Origin of the sequence: Salinimicrobium marinum, assembly GCF_014651535.1 — a bacterium.
GTDB lineage: Bacteria > Bacteroidota > Bacteroidia > Flavobacteriales > Flavobacteriaceae > Salinimicrobium > Salinimicrobium marinum.
In genome coordinates, this window is sequence record NZ_BMXB01000016.1 from 41,184 (window position 1) to 58,989 (window position 17,806).

The following is a 17,806-nucleotide window of genomic DNA, read 5'->3' on the forward strand; positions in this document are numbered from 1 at the left end:
CGGAAAGCAGTTAAAGAACTTGTAAAAAAGATTCAGAAGCTTGTGGACGCAGAACTGATGTGGAAAAAAGATTGAAGAGGTGTAAAAGTGCAGGTAGAATAAGGTTCAGAAGAAATTAATTGAGGATCAGTTTTTTAAATTAAGAATAGTTGTGTCACACAAATGGGTTTCCAGCGACCTATAGAAGCACATAAATTTTTTTCCATTTTGACGCAACCTTTTAAAGGTTTCGGGTCATATAGGTACAAACTTTAATTAAATATAAAAACAATGAAAAAATTAGCTTTTTTAATGCTTGGGCTTGTATTCCTTTTCACAAGCTGTGATGTAGACGATGACGGGCCACAGTCAATTACTTATTTTGCCAAGGTAACCGAGGTGGATCTTCCGGAGTATTTTGAAAAAGGAGAAACCTATGATATTGATGTTACCTATCTTTTACCTACTGCCTGTCACCAAAATGCTGGTATTTACGTACAGAGAGGTGGAGAAACCGCCGAAAAATACCGGGAGATCTATATCGTGGGTGTAGCCAATGCAGATGCAGATTTGGTAGAGTGTAACCTGGAAGATGATGATCTTGAAAAAATGGATGATTTTGACTTTTTAATTGACAGGGATGAGCCTTATACCTTTTTCTTATGGCAGGGTCTTGACGATGATGATAAGGATATTTATACTGAAATCGTTGTTCCTGTAGGCGCACCTGATGATGACGGAGGCGACGACAATACAGACGACGAAACCGACGAAGAAACTGAAGAGTAAAACAACTGTTGCTTTATGATTAAAAAAGCCATCCGGTGAGTTTGAAAAAGCTCATATCCCAGTGCAGGAAGCAAGATAGAAAGGCTCAGGAAAAAATTTATCGGGAATATTCCGGTAAATTTTTTACCCTCTGCCTTAAATATTCCGGCAATTATGAGCAGGCAAAAGACAACCTACAGGATGGCTTTATTAAAATATTTCAGAATATATCTCAATACTCCGGAAAAGGATCTTTCGAAGGCTGGATGACCCGGATTATAATCAATACTGCCTTAAAAAAATATCAGAAACAGGCGGTGTACCTCACCATTGATGAAGAACAAATGGCAGAGCCCGAAGTAGAGATAGATGAAGAAATGCTTTCTGTTGATTTTTTGATAAAAATTGTCCAGGAACTTCCTGAACGTTACCGTATGGTTTTTAATTTATACACCATGGAGGATTATTCCCATAAGGAAATAGCGGAAATGCTAAATATTTCTGAAGGCACCTCTAAATCTAATTTAGCCAGAGCGCGATTAAAATTAAAAGAAAGGATCGAGGCTCTTAGAAGCAGCAAAATGGAGGAAGGCTATGGAAAATAAAAAGATAGGTGAAATTTACAGGAGAAAACTCCATAATGTGGAGACTCCACCTCCCATTGATTCCTGGGATAATATTTCTGCTGCTCTTGATGAAAAAGAACGAAAAAGACGATTATTACCCTGGTGGTTCAAAGCTGCCGGAGTTGCAGCAGTCATGGCAATTCTGTTCACTCTTTTCCTGTTACCTTCGCAGGACCAGATAATTTCAGATTCTCCTTCATACTCAGTTTCCCGCGAAAATAAAACGTATAATTTCAATCCTGTTTCCAGGTATTATGAAGAAACCATGTTGAGGTCCTCAATTTTACTGGAGACGCTCATGTCAAATTCCAGGGCGAATGCCCAAAATTTTAATACCTCACCTGGACTGGCAAACGAAAAGCAGGAGAGACTGGAAGAGCACGCCACACCTATCCATACAACCGGAGAAGAAATGGTTGCGGAAGATCTAATTGTCCATTCTCCAAACAACGCTATAATAGAAGAAAATACTGCTGATGCGGAATCCGAAAAAGATGACCGGAATGTTCCTGTAATGCCGGAATTAACAGATCTGGAAGAAAGTCTTGCAAACCAGGAATTTTCAGAAGAAGAAGAGGAGGAAAAAAAAGAGTCTCTTGCCAGGAGATTTAGTATTTCAACCACTGCCGGTGCAGTCTATTATGACAACCTGGGAAGTGGAAATTCTGTTGATCCGCAATTTGCCAAAAACAGCCGGGGAGAGATATCCATGGCTTATGGGGTGAATTTAGCGTATCAGATTTCAGAAAAAGTAAAAATCCGGACCGGAGTGAGTAAAGTGGAACTCAGCCGGAGTACACCCGATATGAGTTATGCTTCTGCATTAAATTCTGATGCGATTGAATATGGTTCTGAAAATCTCGTTTCACCAGGATCTGGTAATCTTGACCAAAGCATGGGGTTCATAGAGATCCCGCTGGAGGTGGAGTACAATCTTATCAATAAAAAAGTAGGACTAAGTCTTATTGGTGGCGCGAGCACCCTGGTGCTGGATGAAAACATGAATTCCATAGATACGCCCGAGTCCAGGATAATCTTTGGGAAATCAAGAAATCTCAATAATGTTAGTTTTAGCACCAACATTGGTGTAGGACTTAACTATAATATTTCTGAAGAATTTGAGCTACATCTTGAGCCAATGTTTAAATACCAGTTAAATACTTTTGAACATTCATCCGGAGTTAAACCTTATTTCTTCGGAATTTATTCAGGGTTGAGTTTTAAATTCTGATAAATTTTTTTAAAAAGGGACAATTTAGAAAGCTCTTAAAGGATAGATAGATAGCTAAATATGTCTGAAGTTAAAGTAAAGAATGTATACTTTTAAAAAAAACTATTTTTTTGTTACTGTTCTTCTGTTACTTATAGAAGTTTTTATAGCAATGTTTGTTCGTGACAGGTTTATAAGGCCATACGCAGGAGATTTTCTGGTAGTGATCCTTCTGTATAGTTTCCTGAAAAGCTTTTTAAAAATTTCTGTTTTAAATGCTGCTTTTTCGGTGCTTCTTTTTGCCTGCCTTGTAGAGGTATTACAGATACTGAATCTTGCAGATCTGCCATGGTTCGAGAATAGAAAGCTGGTTCTGGTCGTGCTGGGAAGCCATTTTGAGTGGTTGGATATGCTGGCTTATTCTTTGGGCATTATTGTTATTCTCGGAATTGAAAAATTCAGAAAAAATCCCAAACCTGTATTTTAACTCTTCGATTGCTATTTATACTCCTGGATCAACTGATTCCATTCCATAGTTTTTAAGGTTCCTACCAGCACTGGATTTATAATTTCGACCAACGGAGAACCCTTAGGAAAGCTATAGCTGTAATAATCCCTCTTCAGGCTACGTTGAATTACTTCCAGTTCGTCTCCGGCGTTTATACGATCTATTTCATATCTTAAAATGGGCTGGTCATAAACAAAAAGGGAAGTTTCATTGTTAAGCAAGCGCTGGATGCCTTCTTGTTCGTTCACCACTTTTTGACTTTGAATATTATATTGATCCAGTAACTCCTGTGCACTCGAATGCTCGACTGTTGCCACATCAAATCGGTTTAGGTCCTGTATCGAAGTTATTTCATCATTAATGTTCTGTACGGTCAAAGAAGATGCTATCCCGGCGGTCAAACTGGAGATCATGATAATAGCCATGAACATCCAGATGAACCCTATAATTCGGCCTCCAAGGGTTTTCGGGGATTTGTCTCCATATCCAACGGTAGTCATTGTGACTGCACTCCACCAGAAACCCTGAAAAATTCCCCGAGTCCCTTCTCCAAATTCTTCTTTATTTGCTTTGCGTTCAAAAAGCCATACCAGTAAGCCAAAAATAAAGATCACTCCTATTAAAATGAGAATTGCCGAAATGAAATTCCAGCTAAACAAATTTGTTAGATATGTCCAGGTTTTGGAGCCCTGCTTTTGAGCGATTCCTGTATAGGAAATAAAATACGGCTGAGAAAAATCTATTTTTTTCATCCGTAAATCGGTCACGGTAATGGGATTTATACTAAAATCTACTTCGTGATCTTCTACCGCCTGCAGGAGATCTGTTAAGGATGGGTAGACTTTAAATTCGTAGTCTCTTTCCAGTTCCTCATTTACCAGTTCCCAGGAAGAAATACTAAGTCCGGAGAGATTACCCGCTTCTTTTTTTACAAAAGGAGGTGTCGGCGTAATACCAATCAGGAGCCTGCCTGGTGGGTTTCTCAGGCTATCCTGTGGAAATAGATTTCCGGAAGATAAACATAAAAAGGAAAGGGTTAATAGTATTAGTTTCTTCATCTATGAAATGTTGGATCAATGTTGTCAAACCTAAGAAAAATTTCTTCCAGCCCCGAAAGGATTGCCAAATCTTTCAAAAGGGTTCTTTAGGGGATATATTGGTGGGTTAATCAGTTTTTAAGAAAGTCATAATAAGAAATACCACACAATTTTTGCGTAAATTTGTAAGTAATTTCTTTTATTGGGACAGAAGTTAAACCAAACAGTATCTTTATTCTTTTTTAGATAAAGTATTAGGTACTAAATAATTAATGACTGCGTTTAGCCAGGGCCACCTTTTTTGGCTGTTATAGATAGATAGAAGGGTGGAGTTTGTGTAAGATATGAAGAATAGAGTAGAAACACTTTTTTTATTTACTGCTTTTTGCTTTTTCACCCTTTTTTCCGTTGGGCAGGAGAGATTTAATCCACCCCCGCCAGATGGTACTTACATGTCTCATGAAACCCAGGGTTGTGGTGATCTCGATGATTCCGGTACAGATCCTGTTGTGCCTCCCGGTTTATGTATGCCAATCAATGATTACCTGATTCCCTTATTGATCGCCGGAATTCTTTTAGGTGCTTATAAAGTCCATAGAATAGAGGTGGCAAAATAATTGGCCTTTGGTTATTTCCCCAGTTTCTTTAACCGCTGCACATATTTCCCGATTACATCAAATTCTAAATTCACCGTATCTCCTGTTTTTAGCAGTTTAAATGTGGTGTGTTCCAGGGTGTAAGGAATAATAGCTACACTAAACTCATTTTTACCTGAATTTACTACTGTTAAACTTACTCCGTTTACGGTAATTGAACCCTTTTCAATGGTAATATTTTCGGAAGATTCAACATAAGAAAAGGTGAAATAGGTGCTTCCTTCCAGTTCTTCAATATGTGAACAAACAGCCGTATGATCCACATGCCCCTGTACAATATGTCCGTCCAGTCTTGCTCCCAGCTTCATTCCTCTTTCAAGATTAATAATGCTTCCAGTACTCAGTTCCTTAAGGTTTGTTTTGTCCAGAGTTTCTTTTATAGCGGTAACAGTGTAATAGGGACTATCAATAGCAACCACTGTTAGGCATACACCATTATGGGCTATACTTTGATCCACCTTCAATTCAGGAGTCATTTTTGCCTTTACTCTAATATTCAGGTTGTCGGCTGTTGTTTTTAGCTCTGCAATTTCCCCCAGTTCTTCAATGATACCTGTGAACATATTTACTATTATATTAATTACCTTTGCCTGTAAAATTAACAATAAAAACGGGGAACGAATTATGAAGTCAGCCGAAAAAATAAAATTAGGAGTCAGTATTGGAGATCTTAATGGGATAGGGAGTGAAATAGCCTTAAAGACATTTGAAGATCCAAGGATGCTTGATTTCTGTACCCCTGTTATTTTCGCTTCAGCAAAGACTATTTCCTTTCTGAATAAGAGGTTTAAATTTGATATCAAGTTTCAGGGGGTGGAAGATGCTTCCCAGGCCATTGAAGGAAAAGTCAATGTGGTAAATGTATGGAAGGAAACAGTGCCTATCAATTTCGGAGAAGAGGATAAAGTAGCCGGTGAATATTCTTTTAAATCTCTGGAAGCTGCGACAAAAGCATTGAAGGAAGATCATATAGATGTGCTGGTGACCGCACCAATCAATAAACATAATATTCAGTCCGAAAATTTTAATTTTCCCGGACATACAGATTATCTGGCAAAAGAACTTGAAGGTGATAGTCTCATGTTTATGATCACTCCTGAAGCAGCCGGATTAAAAGTAGGCTTACTTACAGATCATGTTGCGGTGAAAGATGTGGCTGCAGCCATTACTCCTGAATTGATTGAAAAAAAGATAAATATAATCTATAAGACTCTACAGCAGGATTTCAGGGTTCAGCAACCAAAAATAGCAGTTTTAGGAATTAATCCACATAGCGGAGATAATGGTGTCATTGGAAAGGAAGATGAAGAAGTGCTGAAACCGACACTTGAAAATATCAGAAACAACGGAAAGATGGTTTTTGGACCTTATTCTGCCGATAGCTTTTTTGGCTCCGGAAATTATAAAAATTTTGATGCCGTTGTCGCGGCCTATCATGACCAGGGGCTTATTCCATTTAAAACCCTATCTTTTGGCAACGGAGTGAATTTCACTGCCGGACTTAAAAAAGTGCGTACTTCCCCAGATCATGGTACGGCTTATGAAATAGCAGGGAAAAACAAAGCCGATCACCATTCATTCAAAGAGGCGGTGTTTAAAGCAATTGATATTTACAGAAACAGGATGGAGTATATGGAACTTACCAAAGATGTCCTTAAAAAGCAGGGAAAAAAGATATAAACATAATTTTGTTTATAAAGAAGTCCCAATTAATTAATTTTTATATCTTTGCACCCGCCTTATCCCAAGGGAAAGGCACTCGAAACTGATGATGAAATGAGGAATTTAAAGGAGTTTACAATCCCTTTTGTAGGACTGAAACAGGGAAAGCACGGGTTTGAGTACAGTATTGACAATAAGTTCTTTGAACATTTTGATTACGATGAATTTAATAGTTCAGACCTAAAGATCGACCTTATCCTGGATAAGAAGTCGACCATGATGGAATTAACATTTAAAGCATCGGGAACGGTAAACATTTTTTGTGATCTTACCAATGAGCCTTACGACCAGCCAATTGACAGTGAATTATTTTTGGTAGTAAAGTTCGGGCCGGAGTACAATGATGATAACGAGGATCTGTTAATTCTTCCGCATGGAGAATTTGAAGTAAATGTACAACAGTATATTTATGAGTTGATCGTTTTAGCCGTACCTTCAAAAAGAGTTCACCCGGGAGTTATAGACGGGTCATTAAGATCTGAAGTACTGGAAAAACTTGAGGAGTTAAGTCCAAAACAAAAAGAAGTAATAGAAGAAGAGGATATTGATCCTCGATGGAACAAATTAAAGAATTTATTAAACGATAAATAATACGCAGCCATGGCACATCCTAAGAGAAAAATCTCCAAAACGAGAAGAGATAAGAGAAGAACACATTATAAAGCATCTGTTCCTCAAATTGCTACAGATCCTACAACAGGAGAAGCACATTTGTATCACAGAGCTCACTGGCATGAAGGTAAATTATATTACCGTGGGCAGGTTTTAATTGATAATACTGAAGAAGTAGAGGCTTAATTTTCAGAGCTTTGAAATTTAGACAAACTCTCACATTGTGAGAGTTTTTTGTTTTAAGTTGAAAAAGTGCTAAAAACACCTTAATTTGCACCGCTGTATAAAGAACATTTAGTACATTCCTGATATACAGGTATGTTTAATTTTTTGTACCGGGCATAAAATCATTTTTATGAGTAAAATCACGGCAGCAATCACCGCTGTAGGCGCATATGTACCCGACTTTGTGTTGTCCAATAAGGTTTTGGAAACGATGGTTGATACTAATGATGAATGGATTACTTCTAGAACCGGAATTAAGGAGCGCCGACTATTAAAAGATCCCGATAAAGGAACTTCTTACCTCGCCATAAATGCCGCAAAAGATCTTATAGCTAAATCTGGTCTGGACCCTAAAGAGATAGACCTGGTGGTCGTTGCTACTGCAACACCCGATCTTCCTGTCGCTTCAACAGCAGTTTATGTAGCAACAGAAATTGGGGCAACCAATGCCTTTGCGTATGATCTACAGGCAGCATGTTCAGGATTTTTATATGGAATGTCTACTGCGGCTGCTTATATAGAATCTGGCAGGTATAAAAAGGTGCTCGTCATTGGCGCAGATAAAATGTCGTCAATTATTGACTATACAGATCGTACTACCTGTATAATTTTTGGAGACGGTGCGGGAGCAGCTCTCTTTGAACCAAATCATGAAGGATTTGGGCTGCAGGATGAAATGCTAAGAAGTGATGGCCAGGGAAGAGAATTCCTGAAAATTGATGCCGGTGGCTCTATTTTACCAGCTTCAGCTCAAACAGTAGCCGATAGAAAGCATTTTGTACACCAGGATGGAAAGACAGTATTCAAATTTGCTGTTTCGAACATGGCAGACATTAGTGCCGAGATCATGGAGCGCAATTCCCTTACCAACGAAGATGTTGACTGGTTAGTGCCGCATCAGGCAAATATGCGTATCATTGATGCCACAGCAAATAGAATGAAACTTGACGACTCAAAAGTTCTTAAGAATATTCAGCGATACGGAAATACCACTTCAGCAACACTTCCGTTGTTATTGAGTGATTTTGAAAAGCAACTGAAAAAAGGAGATAACTTAATTTTTGCTTCATTTGGAGGAGGTTTCACCTGGGGATCTATCTATTTGAAATGGGCATACAATTCTTAAAACAAAAAACCCAACACTTTAATTCAATATTATGGATTTAAAAGAAATTCAGAATTTAATCAAATTCGTAGCAAAATCTGGGGCCAGTGAGGTCAAACTGGAGATGGATGATATCAAAATCACCATCAAAACAGGATCTGACGAGAACCGGGAAACTACCATTGTACAACAGGTACCAATGGGAGGAATGCAACAGCAACCACAAATGCAGCAACAGCCCGCCTCACAAGCACCTCAGACTGAAGCTCCATCTTCTGGTGAAAAAGATTCAGCTGCTCAGGATGATTCTAAATACATCACTGTAAAATCTCCTATCATCGGAACTTTTTATCGTAAACCATCACCAGATAAAGGTCCGTTTGTAGAAGTAGGAACTTCTATTAAAGAAGGAGATGTTCTTTGTGTGATCGAAGCAATGAAACTTTTCAATGAGATAGAGAGTGAAGTTTCAGGAAAAATAGTAAAAGTATTGGTAGACGATTCTTCTCCTGTAGAATTTGATCAGCCGTTATTTTTAGTAGATCCATCTTAAAAATAATACCATCGCCAGATGAGGTTGTCAACCCGTCTGCATAAAAAATAAAGGTATGTTTAAAAAAATATTAATTGCCAACAGGGGAGAAATTGCCCTGCGTGTTATCCGCACGTGTAAGGAGATGGGGATTAAAACAGTGGCTGTTTACTCTACTGTTGATGCCGAAAGTCTGCACGTAAGGTTCGCAGATGAAGCTGTGTGTATAGGACCTGCCCCAAGTAATTTGTCTTACCTTAAAATTTCAAACATCATTGCTGCGGCGGAGATTACCAATGCCGATGCGATTCATCCAGGATACGGATTCTTATCTGAAAATGCTAAATTTTCAAAGATCTGTGCCGAACATAATATAAAATTTATTGGTGCCAGCCCCGATATGATTGATAAAATGGGGGATAAGGCGACAGCTAAAGCTACCATGCGTGCTGCCGGTGTTCCTTGCGTACCCGGATCTGAAGGAATTCTTCCTTCTTATGAAGATGCAGAAAGAATTGCTGTGGACATGGGGTTTCCGGTGATGCTTAAGGCTACTGCCGGAGGTGGTGGAAAAGGAATGCGTGCCGTTTGGAAGAAAGAAGATCTTCGTGCCGCCTGGGATTCTGCCCGCCAGGAAGCAGCAGCATCTTTTGGAAATGACGGTATGTACATGGAAAAGCTTATCGAAGAGCCAAGGCATATCGAAATTCAGATTGTTGGAGACAGCTCCGGAAAAGCCTGTCATTTATCTGAAAGGGATTGTTCTGTACAACGTCGTCACCAGAAATTAACCGAAGAGACACCTTCTCCATTCATGACCGATAAACTTCGGAAGCAAATGGGAGAAGCTGCAGTAAAGGCTGCTGAATATATTAAATACGAAGGAGCCGGTACGGTAGAATTTTTGGTGGATAAACACCGGAATTTTTACTTTATGGAGATGAACACCCGAATCCAGGTGGAGCACCCAATTACCGAACAGGTAATTGACTATGACCTAATCAGGGAGCAGATTCTTGTAGCCGCCGGAATTCCTATTTCAGGAAAAAATTATTTCCCGCAATTGCATTCCATTGAGTGCCGTATCAATGCCGAAGATCCTTATAACAACTTCAGGCCTTCGCCGGGAAAAATTACTAATTTGCATGCGCCGGGTGGACATGGGGTGAGAATAGATACTCACGTTTATAGTGGATATATAATTCCGCCAAACTACGATTCCATGATCGCCAAATTGATCACCACTGCCCAAACCAGGGAAGAGGCGATCAACAAGATGAAAAGAGCACTGGATGAGTTCGTGATAGAAGGGGTGAAAACAACCATTCCTTTCCATCGCCAGTTAATGGATGAGCCAGATTATGTGGCGGGTAATTACACCACAAAATTCATGGAAACATTCAAAATGAAACCTGTAATAGAAGAATAACAATCAAAGCCCCGGAATTTCCGGGGCTTCTTTTATATTAAATAACTCTATAGACCTCACAGATTTTTAACCTGTGAGGTTTTTGTTTGATATATTTAAGATTAACAGCAGCAGATTTTAAATTCTTATTATTATTCCTATTTTTAATGGATAATAGTAAAAAGGGAAATTTCCCGCTTCAGGAAGAAGAGATTGCACAACTAAGCAAACAATTTACGGGTGTCTGGATGGTTGGTTTGTTGAAAAATGACCCAGCCGTTGCTTTGGCAAAAGTAAAAATTCCCGTTTTGGCAATAAATGGCAAAAATGATGTTCAGGTAATTTCAAGCATAAATTTACTAACCATAGAAAATAGCCTTAAAAAAGCCGGGAACAAAAATGTGACAATCAAGGAGTATGACAATTTTAACCATCTGTTCCAGGAAAGTAAAAATGGTTTGCCCAATGAATATTCGGAAATCAAACAGACATTTTCCCCTGAAGTTCTGGAAGATGTCAAAAGCTGGATATTGGAAGTTACTGGTAATTAAGAATAGTTTTCTGTTGTTAATAATAAATCAGTAAATTGATTCCTTTCCTAGAATCGCAGGTCTTGACACAAACCTCACAGGTTTTCAAATCCCTGAGATTTAAAAATTAATTATTAAATGAACTTCTCCTATTGGGAACAACAAACCTGGTTTTCCAACATTGACTATACTATCGTTGGTAGTGGTATCACAGGTCTTAATTGCGCACTTCAGTTAAAAAGACGGTTCCCGAATGCCAATATTTTGATCCTTGAACGAGGATTGCTTCCTAATGGTGCCAGCACGAAAAATGCCGGATTTGCCTGCTTCGGAAGCATTTCGGAGATCCTGGAGGATCTAAAACATCATCCTGAAGAAGAAGTGCTCCAGCTGATCAAAAAGAGAGTCAGTGGCCTGGAATTGCTTCGGAAGAACCTGGGAGATGCGATCATTGGCTATGAATCCCACGGGGGATATGAATTATTTACTTCCGAAGATAAAGAGCTATATGATCACTGTCGTGCAAACCTCAAAAAGGTAAATCAATTGCTGAAACCTCTTTTTGGAGAGGATATTTTCAGTATAAAAGATAATACATTCAGGTTTGAAAATATTCAGGAAAAACTGATCTACAGTAAATACGAGGGCCAGATCCACACCGGAAAAATGATGGCAGCCCTGCTTCATAAAGTTCATGCGGTGGGGGTGAAGATCCTTAATAATGTAACAGTAGAGGAAGTGGAGGAAGCTAGCGGAGCTGTAAAAGTAAAAACCGATCAATTAGAGTTTTTGACAAAAAAATTACTGATTGCCACCAACGGATTCGCTTCAAGATTTGGAATAACTGAAGTAAAGCCGGCAAGGGCGCAGATTTTGATCACCAAACCAATCGCCGATCTTAAGATCAAAGGAACCTTTCATTTAGATAAAGGGTTTTACTATTTCCGGAATATTGATGACCGCATCTTACTGGGAGGTGGAAGAAATCTGGATATTAAAACCGAAGAAACCACAGAAATGGCAGAAACGACTCTCATACAGAACAGGCTGGATGAACTCCTGAAAACGACCATTCTGCCGCATGCAGATTTTGAGGTAGACCGCCGCTGGAGCGGAATTATGGGTGTTGGACACCAGAAGAAACCGGTAGTTGAACAGGTATCGGAAAATATTTTCTGCGGAGTGCGGCTGGCAGGGATGGGCATTGCTATTGGCAGCCTGGTGGGAAAAGAACTTGCAGATTTAATAAAGTAATTTATGAAGCGATTTTTCAGGATCATAATTAAAATCATCGGATGGTTTTTTGTGATTACAATTTTTCTGGTAGTGTTATTTAAATGGGTTCCGGTGCCTTTTACTCCGTTGATGGCGATCCGGTATTTTGAACATCCCGAAGAAGAGATCAGGCACGACTGGGTTCCGATGGAGGAGATTTCTCCGGCTTTGCCACTGGCAGTGGTAGCGAGTGAAGATCAGAATTTTCCAAACCACAACGGGTTTGATTACGAAGCTATCAAAAAGGCTATAGAAGAAAATAAAACCCGCCGCAGGGCACGTGGGGCCAGCACAATCTCTCAGCAAACTGCTAAAAATGTATTTTTATGGCCACAAAGCAGCTGGGTGAGAAAAGGTTTTGAAGTGTATTTCACTTTTTTGATAGAATTGTTCTGGAGCAAGGAGCGAATCCTGGAGGTGTACCTGAATAGCATCGAAATGGGAAAAGGAGTATATGGAGCAGAAGCTGCTGCACAATTCTGGTTCGGGAAACCGGCACAGAGCCTTTCATCTTCTGAAGCAGCAGCGATCGCAGCTGTTTTACCCAATCCGCGGCAATACAATGCCAATCCTGCCAGCAGTTACATTCAGCAAAGAAAAGGCTGGATCCAACGGCAAATGCAGAATCTTGGCCGTTTAAATTTAGAATAACGAATGACTTTAGATAATAAACAAAAGCTTAAAGCCGCTGCCGGTATTTATGTGGAAGACCGCATAAAAAAGATCCATACCGCAATAGCCGATCTGGAAGAGGCATTAAAGCTGGAAACCAAATGTTCCATGGGCGATAAATACGAAACCGGTAGAGCAATGCTGCACCTGGAATTTGAGAAACTATCGGGTCAACTGGAACAATTAAGCCGACTCACAAAGACACTTTCGATGATCAAAGAAAAGCAGAATTTCGAAAAAGTGGAGTTTGGCAGTGTGGTAAAAACTGCAAAAGCAAATTATTTTATTTCCATCCCTGCGGGTGAGATAGAAATTGGCGGGGAGAAGTTTTACGCCATTGGAGCAGGTTCACCTGTAGCCAAGGCGATGTTAGGGAAAAATGTGGGTGATTTCTTTACCTTCAACGGAGTAAAAAATGAAATATTAAAAATTTATTAATTTCTGTTGAAAACCTCAGTTATTGCCCAGCCTGGATCTTATAAGATTTTCTGAAGCAATTACCTTCATTATTCTTCCCGGCTGCAATTTCTCCGAAGATTCAAAAAAGATTTTTTCGCCATTGATTTCAGCTTCGATCAAAAAGTGCTGACCTTTAAAATAGGAATTTTTCACTCGTACTTCCACACCTGCACTTGTGCCTACTTCAATTTCATGAGGATATAGAATGACTTTTTCCCCTAATCTTTCATGTGGAAAAAACTGCTTTGTTGGCAGCTCATTCACTTCTCCAAAAAGGGATGCTACATACACATTTTTGGGCTTGCGGTAAAGTTCCTCGGGGGAACCTTCTGCTATGATTTTCCCGGCCCTCATGGCGAGGGTTTTGTCGGCAAAAGAGAGAGCGTCGGTACTGTCGTGCGTAGCAACAAGACAGGTGATATTCTGTGCTTTCAGGTATGAAAACAGGTTTCTGCGCAGGTTGTTTTTCCTGAAATGGTCAATATGGCTGAAAGGTTCATCTAAAAGCAAAATTTCGGGAGGCTTGGCTAAAACTCTGGCCAGGGCAACCCTCTGTTGCTGTCCGCCGCTAAGGAATTTTGCTTTGACTTTGGCCATGTCTGCCATTTCTACCAGCTCCAGAAGTTCTTTTACACGTTGCTGCTTTTTCCGGGGATACATGTTGGATAAGAACTTGCCCACGTTTTCTGCAACAGTTAGCGGTGGCATCAAATCAAAATCCTGCGTGAGGTATTTTATGAATTCTTCCCCAGGGACAATATTGAAATTTGGTCCTAAAAGCTCTTTTTCATTCCAGAATATTTGTCCTTTCACGTGATGCAATCCATAGATGATCTGCAAAAGCGTGCTTTTTCCACATCCGCTGGCACCAATAATGGAAACGTTTTCTCCTTTTTGTACATTAAAACTGAGATTCTTAATGAAGAGTTTTTTGGAATATCCGAAAGAGATTTTTTTGACCTTTAGCATTGATGGGAGTTAAGAGTATAAAGGTAGGAACGATTTGGGTATAAAAAAAGCCTCCGAAAATGTTAATCCGGAGGCTTTTCAGTATTTGAATAAGGTTTTGTTATCCTTATACTTTAGTTATCTATTTTTCAGGTAATACTTCAAATCCCATATTGTAGAGGGTAAATCCGAAGATATCTGCGTACTGCTCGATGGTTTTGCTTACTGGAGTTCCGGCGCCATGACCTGCATTTGTTTCAATACGGATCAAAACAGGATTGTTACCTGCCTGTTTTTCCTGTAATTCGGCTGCGAATTTAAAGGAATGTGCAGGCACCACCCTGTCATCATGATCACCTGTGGTGATCAGAGTTGCAGGATATTCTACTCCTTTATCCACGTTGTGAAGCGGGGAATAATTTAACAGGTAATTAAACATTTCAGCATTGTCTTCGGCAGTTCCATAATCATACGCCCAGCCTGCACCGGCAGTAAAGGTGTGGTAACGTAGCATATCGAGCACTCCCACAGCAGGTAAAGCAACCTTCACAAGATCGGGACGTTGGGTCATGGTGGCACCAACTAAAAGTCCGCCGTTGGAACCTCCCCGGATTGCCAGGTAATCTTTTGAAGTATAATCTTCTTCGATAAGGTATTCGGCAGCTGCAATGAAATCATCAAAAACATTTTGTTTCTGAAGTTTTGTTCCGGCGTTGTGCCATTCTTTTCCGTATTCCCCGCCACCGCGAAGGTTAGGAACGGCATAAATTCCACCCTGCTCCATCCAAACGGCGTTTGCAATGCTAAAAGAAGGCGTTAAGCTCACGTTGAAACCGCCGTAACCATATAGGATAGTCGGATTCTTTCCGTTGCGTTCCAGGCCTTTTTTATAGGTAATGATCATCGGAATCTTTGTACCGTCTTTTGAAGTATAAAAAACCTGCTCGCTTTCAAAATTTTCAGGATTGAAATCGATGTCTGGTTTGTTGTACAATTCCGAAGTTCCTTCCTCGATCTGATATTTATAAATGCTTCCAGGTGTTACATAATTTGTGAAGGAATAATATAGTACATCATCTTCTTTTTTGGCTCCAAAACCTCCTGCAGAACCAACTCCCGGAAGTTCTACCTCACGTACAAGATTTCCTTCGTAATCATACTGTTTTACGTTAGAAACCGCGTCTTTCATATATTCGGTAAAGAAATATCCACCGGCGGTAGAAGGACTTAATACATTTTCGGTTTCAGGTATGAAATCCTCCCAGTTTTCGGGAGCGGGATTGGAAGCATCAACCGTTACGATCTTCATATTCGGTGCATTGCGGTTGGTAACAATGTATAATTTGCTGCCTACATTCTCGATCACGTAAGAATCTGTTTCTTCATGGTCAAGAATAGTCACCAGTTGTGGATTTGCTTCGGAAAGATCCATCATAAACATTTTTCCTCCCGAAGTCGAATTTCTTGCTGAAATGAAGAGGTAGCGATTGTCTTCTGAAACACTTCCACCTACATAACGGTGTTTTTGATCGGCAGTTCCACCGAAGATCAATTCATCATTCGCCTGATCTGTTCCCAGTTTGTGGTAGTATAGTTTATGCTGATCTGTCTTTGCAGAAAGTTCACTTCCTTCGGGCTTTTCATAGCTGGAATAGTAGAAACCTTCGTTGCCTTTCCATGATACCCCACTGAATTTCACATCTACCAAAGTATCTTCTTTGATTTCGCGTGTTTCAGCATCCATTACGATGATCTTTCTCCAGTCACTTCCACCTTCAGAAATGCTGTAGGCGAGGGTTTTTCCGTCTTCAGAAAAACTCAATCCTCCTAAAGAAGTGGTTCCGTCTTCACTGAATTTGTTCGGATCTAAAAAGATCTCAGGTGTGTCGTTTTCATTCTTTTTCCGGTAAATAACGTATTGGTTTTGGAGTCCGTCGTTTTTGGAAAAATAGATATAATCTCCTTCTTTCCACGGGGCACCAATCTTTTCATAGTTCCAGAGGTCTGAAAGACGTTTTTTCAATTCTTCTCTGAAAGGAATAGATTCAAGATAACCAAAGGTTACTTCATTCTGGGATTTCACCCATTCTTCTGTTTCTTCGCTGCGGTCATCTTCCAGCCAGCGGTAAGGATCTTTGATATCGGTACCAAAATAGTTGGTCACCGTATCTACTTTTTTAGTTTCAGGATAATTCAAGGCAGTTTGTTCTTGTGCTATTAGGCTTCCGCAGGGGTAGAGAAGCCCTATAGCGAAGATACCAATGATTGCTTTTTTCATATAAGTAATATAATTAGTTGTGGTAAAGTTAGTATAAAAATCGTTTTGATTGTAACAGAGGGAATTCTGAACAAAAAATCCTGTTTCCGGAAACTCAGAAACAGGATATTCTAAATATTATAAAAACTTTATACCAGTTTATTTTCTTTGAGATATTCTGCGATTTGTACGGCATTTGTGGCGGCACCTTTGCGCAGGTTATCTGCCACGACCCACATATTCAGCGTGTTTGGTTGGGAATAATCCCTTCTTATCCTTCCTACAAAAACATCATCTTTTCCTTCAGCGTAAATTGGCATTGGGTATGTATTTGTGTCGGGATTATCCTGAACGGTTACGCCAGGAAACTCGCTAAGCATTTTCCTTACCTCTTCTTCATCAAAGTCGGAGTAAAACTCCACGTTTACAGCTTCACTATGTCCGCCAACTACCGGGATCCTGATTGCTGTAGCACTCACATTGACCGAGTCATCCCCAAGGATCTTCTTGGTTTCCTTTGTAAGTTTCATTTCTTCTTTGGTGTATCCGTTTTCCTCAAAAACATCACAATGAGGCAGGGCATTTTTGTGTATGGGGTAAGGATAAGCCATTTCACCCTGTTTTCCGGCATACTCGTTTTCAAGCTGCTCAACCGCTTTTACACCGGTTCCGGTAATAGACTGGTAAGTGGAAACTACCACTCTTTTAATTTTATATCGGTCGTGCAACGGCTTCAAAGCCATTAATAACTGAATGGTAGAACAGTTGGGATTGGCGATGATCTTATCTTCTGCAGTAATTTCTGAAGCATTTATCTCCGGAATAATGAGTTTCTTCGTCGGATCCATTCTCCATGCTGAAGAATTGTCGATCACTGTAGTTCCAACTTCGGCAAACTTTGGTGCCCATTCCAGGGATGTATCACCTCCTGCTGAGAAAACAGCAATTTCCGGTTTTTGGTTTACTGCTTCCTGAAGTCCGATTACCTCGTATTCCCTTCCGTTATAAGAAATTTTCTTTCCGACAGACCTTTCCGAAGCCACGGGTAACAATTCCGTTACCGGAAAGTTTCTTTCGGCCAGTACTTTTAACATGACTTCGCCTACCATTCCGGTGGCGCCAACGACTGCTACTTTCATATTTTTTGAATTGTCATTCCCGCGCAGGCGGGAATCTAATTAAACTTTGCCATTACTATATTGCATACTTCACAGATTCTGAAAACCTGCGTGAACTCATTCGGGAAACTAACCCCGAACGATACTTACAAATGTATT

The 17,806-nt window shown here is 39.9% G+C and carries 20 protein-coding genes; 15 read left to right on the plus strand and 5 right to left on the minus strand.

All coding sequences use genetic code 11. The features are described from left to right. Window positions 1–270 precede the first annotated feature (270 nt). From IE056_RS15275 to IE056_RS15290, 4 genes are all read left to right on the plus strand, one after another. Window positions 271–768 carry a hypothetical protein gene (locus IE056_RS15275; RefSeq protein WP_189605595.1) on the plus strand — a complete coding sequence of 166 codons (498 nt, stop codon included), beginning with the start codon at window positions 271–273 and terminating at the stop codon, window positions 766–768. A gap of 35 nt (window positions 769–803) precedes the next feature. Then, window positions 804–1,352: an RNA polymerase sigma factor gene (locus IE056_RS15280; RefSeq protein WP_189605596.1), complete on the plus strand. Its 549-nt coding sequence runs from the start codon at window positions 804–806 to the stop codon at window positions 1,350–1,352. Continuing rightward, window positions 1,342–2,604 carry a hypothetical protein gene (locus IE056_RS15285; protein WP_189605597.1) on the plus strand — a complete coding sequence of 421 codons (1,263 nt, stop codon included), beginning with the start codon at window positions 1,342–1,344 and terminating at the stop codon, window positions 2,602–2,604. The genes IE056_RS15280 and IE056_RS15285 overlap by 11 nt, the downstream gene beginning before the upstream one ends. An 82-nt stretch (window positions 2,605–2,686) precedes the next feature. After that, window positions 2,687–3,070 (plus strand): ribosomal maturation YjgA family protein, encoded by a 384-nt coding sequence (locus IE056_RS15290; protein WP_189605598.1) that lies wholly within the window; start codon window positions 2,687–2,689, stop codon window positions 3,068–3,070. A gap of 11 nt (window positions 3,071–3,081) precedes the next feature. Here IE056_RS15290 and IE056_RS15295 read toward each other — a convergent pair whose 3' ends face one another. Continuing rightward, window positions 3,082–4,149, minus strand: a complete 1,068-nt coding sequence (locus tag IE056_RS15295; protein WP_189605599.1) for a transporter substrate-binding domain-containing protein — start codon at window positions 4,147–4,149, stop codon at window positions 3,082–3,084. A 323-nt stretch (window positions 4,150–4,472) separates the two neighbouring features. Between IE056_RS15295 and IE056_RS15300 the strand changes: the two genes are divergently transcribed. After that, the gene (locus IE056_RS15300; RefSeq protein ID WP_189605600.1) at window positions 4,473–4,745 is read left to right on the plus strand and encodes an Fjoh_0651 family PID-CTERM protein; all 273 of its coding nucleotides are present in this window, start codon (window positions 4,473–4,475) and stop codon (window positions 4,743–4,745) included. An 11-nt stretch (window positions 4,746–4,756) separates the two neighbouring features. Here the strand turns inward: IE056_RS15300 and IE056_RS15305 are convergent, their stop codons facing one another. After that, window positions 4,757–5,347: a riboflavin synthase gene (locus tag IE056_RS15305; RefSeq protein ID WP_189605601.1), complete on the minus strand. Its 591-nt coding sequence runs from the start codon at window positions 5,345–5,347 to the stop codon at window positions 4,757–4,759. Window positions 5,348–5,408: 61 nt separating this feature from the next. On the opposite strand from IE056_RS15305, the gene pdxA reads away from it, so the two are divergent. The 10 genes from pdxA (at window position 5,409) to IE056_RS15355 (ending at window position 13,303) form a co-directional block, all read left to right on the plus strand. After that, window positions 5,409–6,464, plus strand: coding sequence for a 4-hydroxythreonine-4-phosphate dehydrogenase PdxA (pdxA, locus tag IE056_RS15310; RefSeq protein WP_189605602.1), 1,056 nt, complete (start codon window positions 5,409–5,411; stop codon window positions 6,462–6,464). Between the two features lie 96 nt (window positions 6,465–6,560). Next, window positions 6,561–7,097: a YceD family protein gene (locus tag IE056_RS15315; protein WP_189605603.1), complete on the plus strand. Its 537-nt coding sequence runs from the start codon at window positions 6,561–6,563 to the stop codon at window positions 7,095–7,097. A 9-nt stretch (window positions 7,098–7,106) separates the two neighbouring features. Then, complete coding sequence (rpmF, locus tag IE056_RS15320; RefSeq protein WP_029033380.1) at window positions 7,107–7,304, plus strand: 50S ribosomal protein L32; 198 nt, start codon at window positions 7,107–7,109, stop codon at window positions 7,302–7,304. Window positions 7,305–7,473: 169 nt separating this feature from the next. Then, window positions 7,474–8,469 carry a beta-ketoacyl-ACP synthase III gene (locus IE056_RS15325; protein ID WP_189605604.1) on the plus strand — a complete coding sequence of 332 codons (996 nt, stop codon included), beginning with the start codon at window positions 7,474–7,476 and terminating at the stop codon, window positions 8,467–8,469. Window positions 8,470–8,500: 31 nt separating this feature from the next. Then, window positions 8,501–9,001, plus strand: a complete 501-nt coding sequence (accB, locus tag IE056_RS15330; protein WP_189605605.1) for an acetyl-CoA carboxylase biotin carboxyl carrier protein — start codon at window positions 8,501–8,503, stop codon at window positions 8,999–9,001. Between the two features lie 55 nt (window positions 9,002–9,056). Continuing rightward, on the plus strand, window positions 9,057–10,409 hold the full coding sequence (gene accC / locus IE056_RS15335; protein WP_189605606.1) for an acetyl-CoA carboxylase biotin carboxylase subunit: 1,353 nt from the start codon (window positions 9,057–9,059) through the stop codon (window positions 10,407–10,409). A gap of 146 nt (window positions 10,410–10,555) precedes the next feature. Beyond that, window positions 10,556–10,939, plus strand: coding sequence for a dienelactone hydrolase family protein (locus IE056_RS15340; RefSeq protein ID WP_189605607.1), 384 nt, complete (start codon window positions 10,556–10,558; stop codon window positions 10,937–10,939). Between the two features lie 117 nt (window positions 10,940–11,056). Continuing rightward, a complete protein-coding gene (locus IE056_RS15345; RefSeq protein WP_189605608.1) occupies window positions 11,057–12,172 on the plus strand; it encodes an NAD(P)/FAD-dependent oxidoreductase in 1,116 nt (371 codons plus the stop codon). A gap of 3 nt (window positions 12,173–12,175) precedes the next feature. Further along, window positions 12,176–12,844, plus strand: a complete 669-nt coding sequence (gene mtgA, locus IE056_RS15350) for a monofunctional biosynthetic peptidoglycan transglycosylase (RefSeq protein ID WP_189605609.1) — start codon at window positions 12,176–12,178, stop codon at window positions 12,842–12,844. A gap of 3 nt (window positions 12,845–12,847) precedes the next feature. Next, entirely contained in the window at window positions 12,848–13,303 is a 456-nt protein-coding gene (locus IE056_RS15355; protein WP_189605610.1) for a transcription elongation factor, read from the plus strand. Between the two features lie 15 nt (window positions 13,304–13,318). Here the strand turns inward: IE056_RS15355 and IE056_RS15360 are convergent, their stop codons facing one another. The 3 genes from IE056_RS15360 to IE056_RS15370 all read right to left on the minus strand — a co-directional run bounded on the left by IE056_RS15360 (window position 13,319) and on the right by IE056_RS15370 (window position 17,668). Further along, a complete protein-coding gene (locus IE056_RS15360) occupies window positions 13,319–14,293 on the minus strand; it encodes an ABC transporter ATP-binding protein (protein ID WP_189605611.1) in 975 nt (324 codons plus the stop codon). 121 nt (window positions 14,294–14,414) lie between these two features. Further along, complete coding sequence (locus IE056_RS15365) at window positions 14,415–16,550, minus strand: prolyl oligopeptidase family serine peptidase (RefSeq protein ID WP_189605612.1); 2,136 nt, start codon at window positions 16,548–16,550, stop codon at window positions 14,415–14,417. Between the two features lie 128 nt (window positions 16,551–16,678). After that, the gene (locus tag IE056_RS15370) at window positions 16,679–17,668 is read right to left on the minus strand and encodes an aspartate-semialdehyde dehydrogenase (RefSeq protein WP_189605613.1); all 990 of its coding nucleotides are present in this window, start codon (window positions 17,666–17,668) and stop codon (window positions 16,679–16,681) included. Window positions 17,669–17,806: the final 138 nt, after the last annotated feature.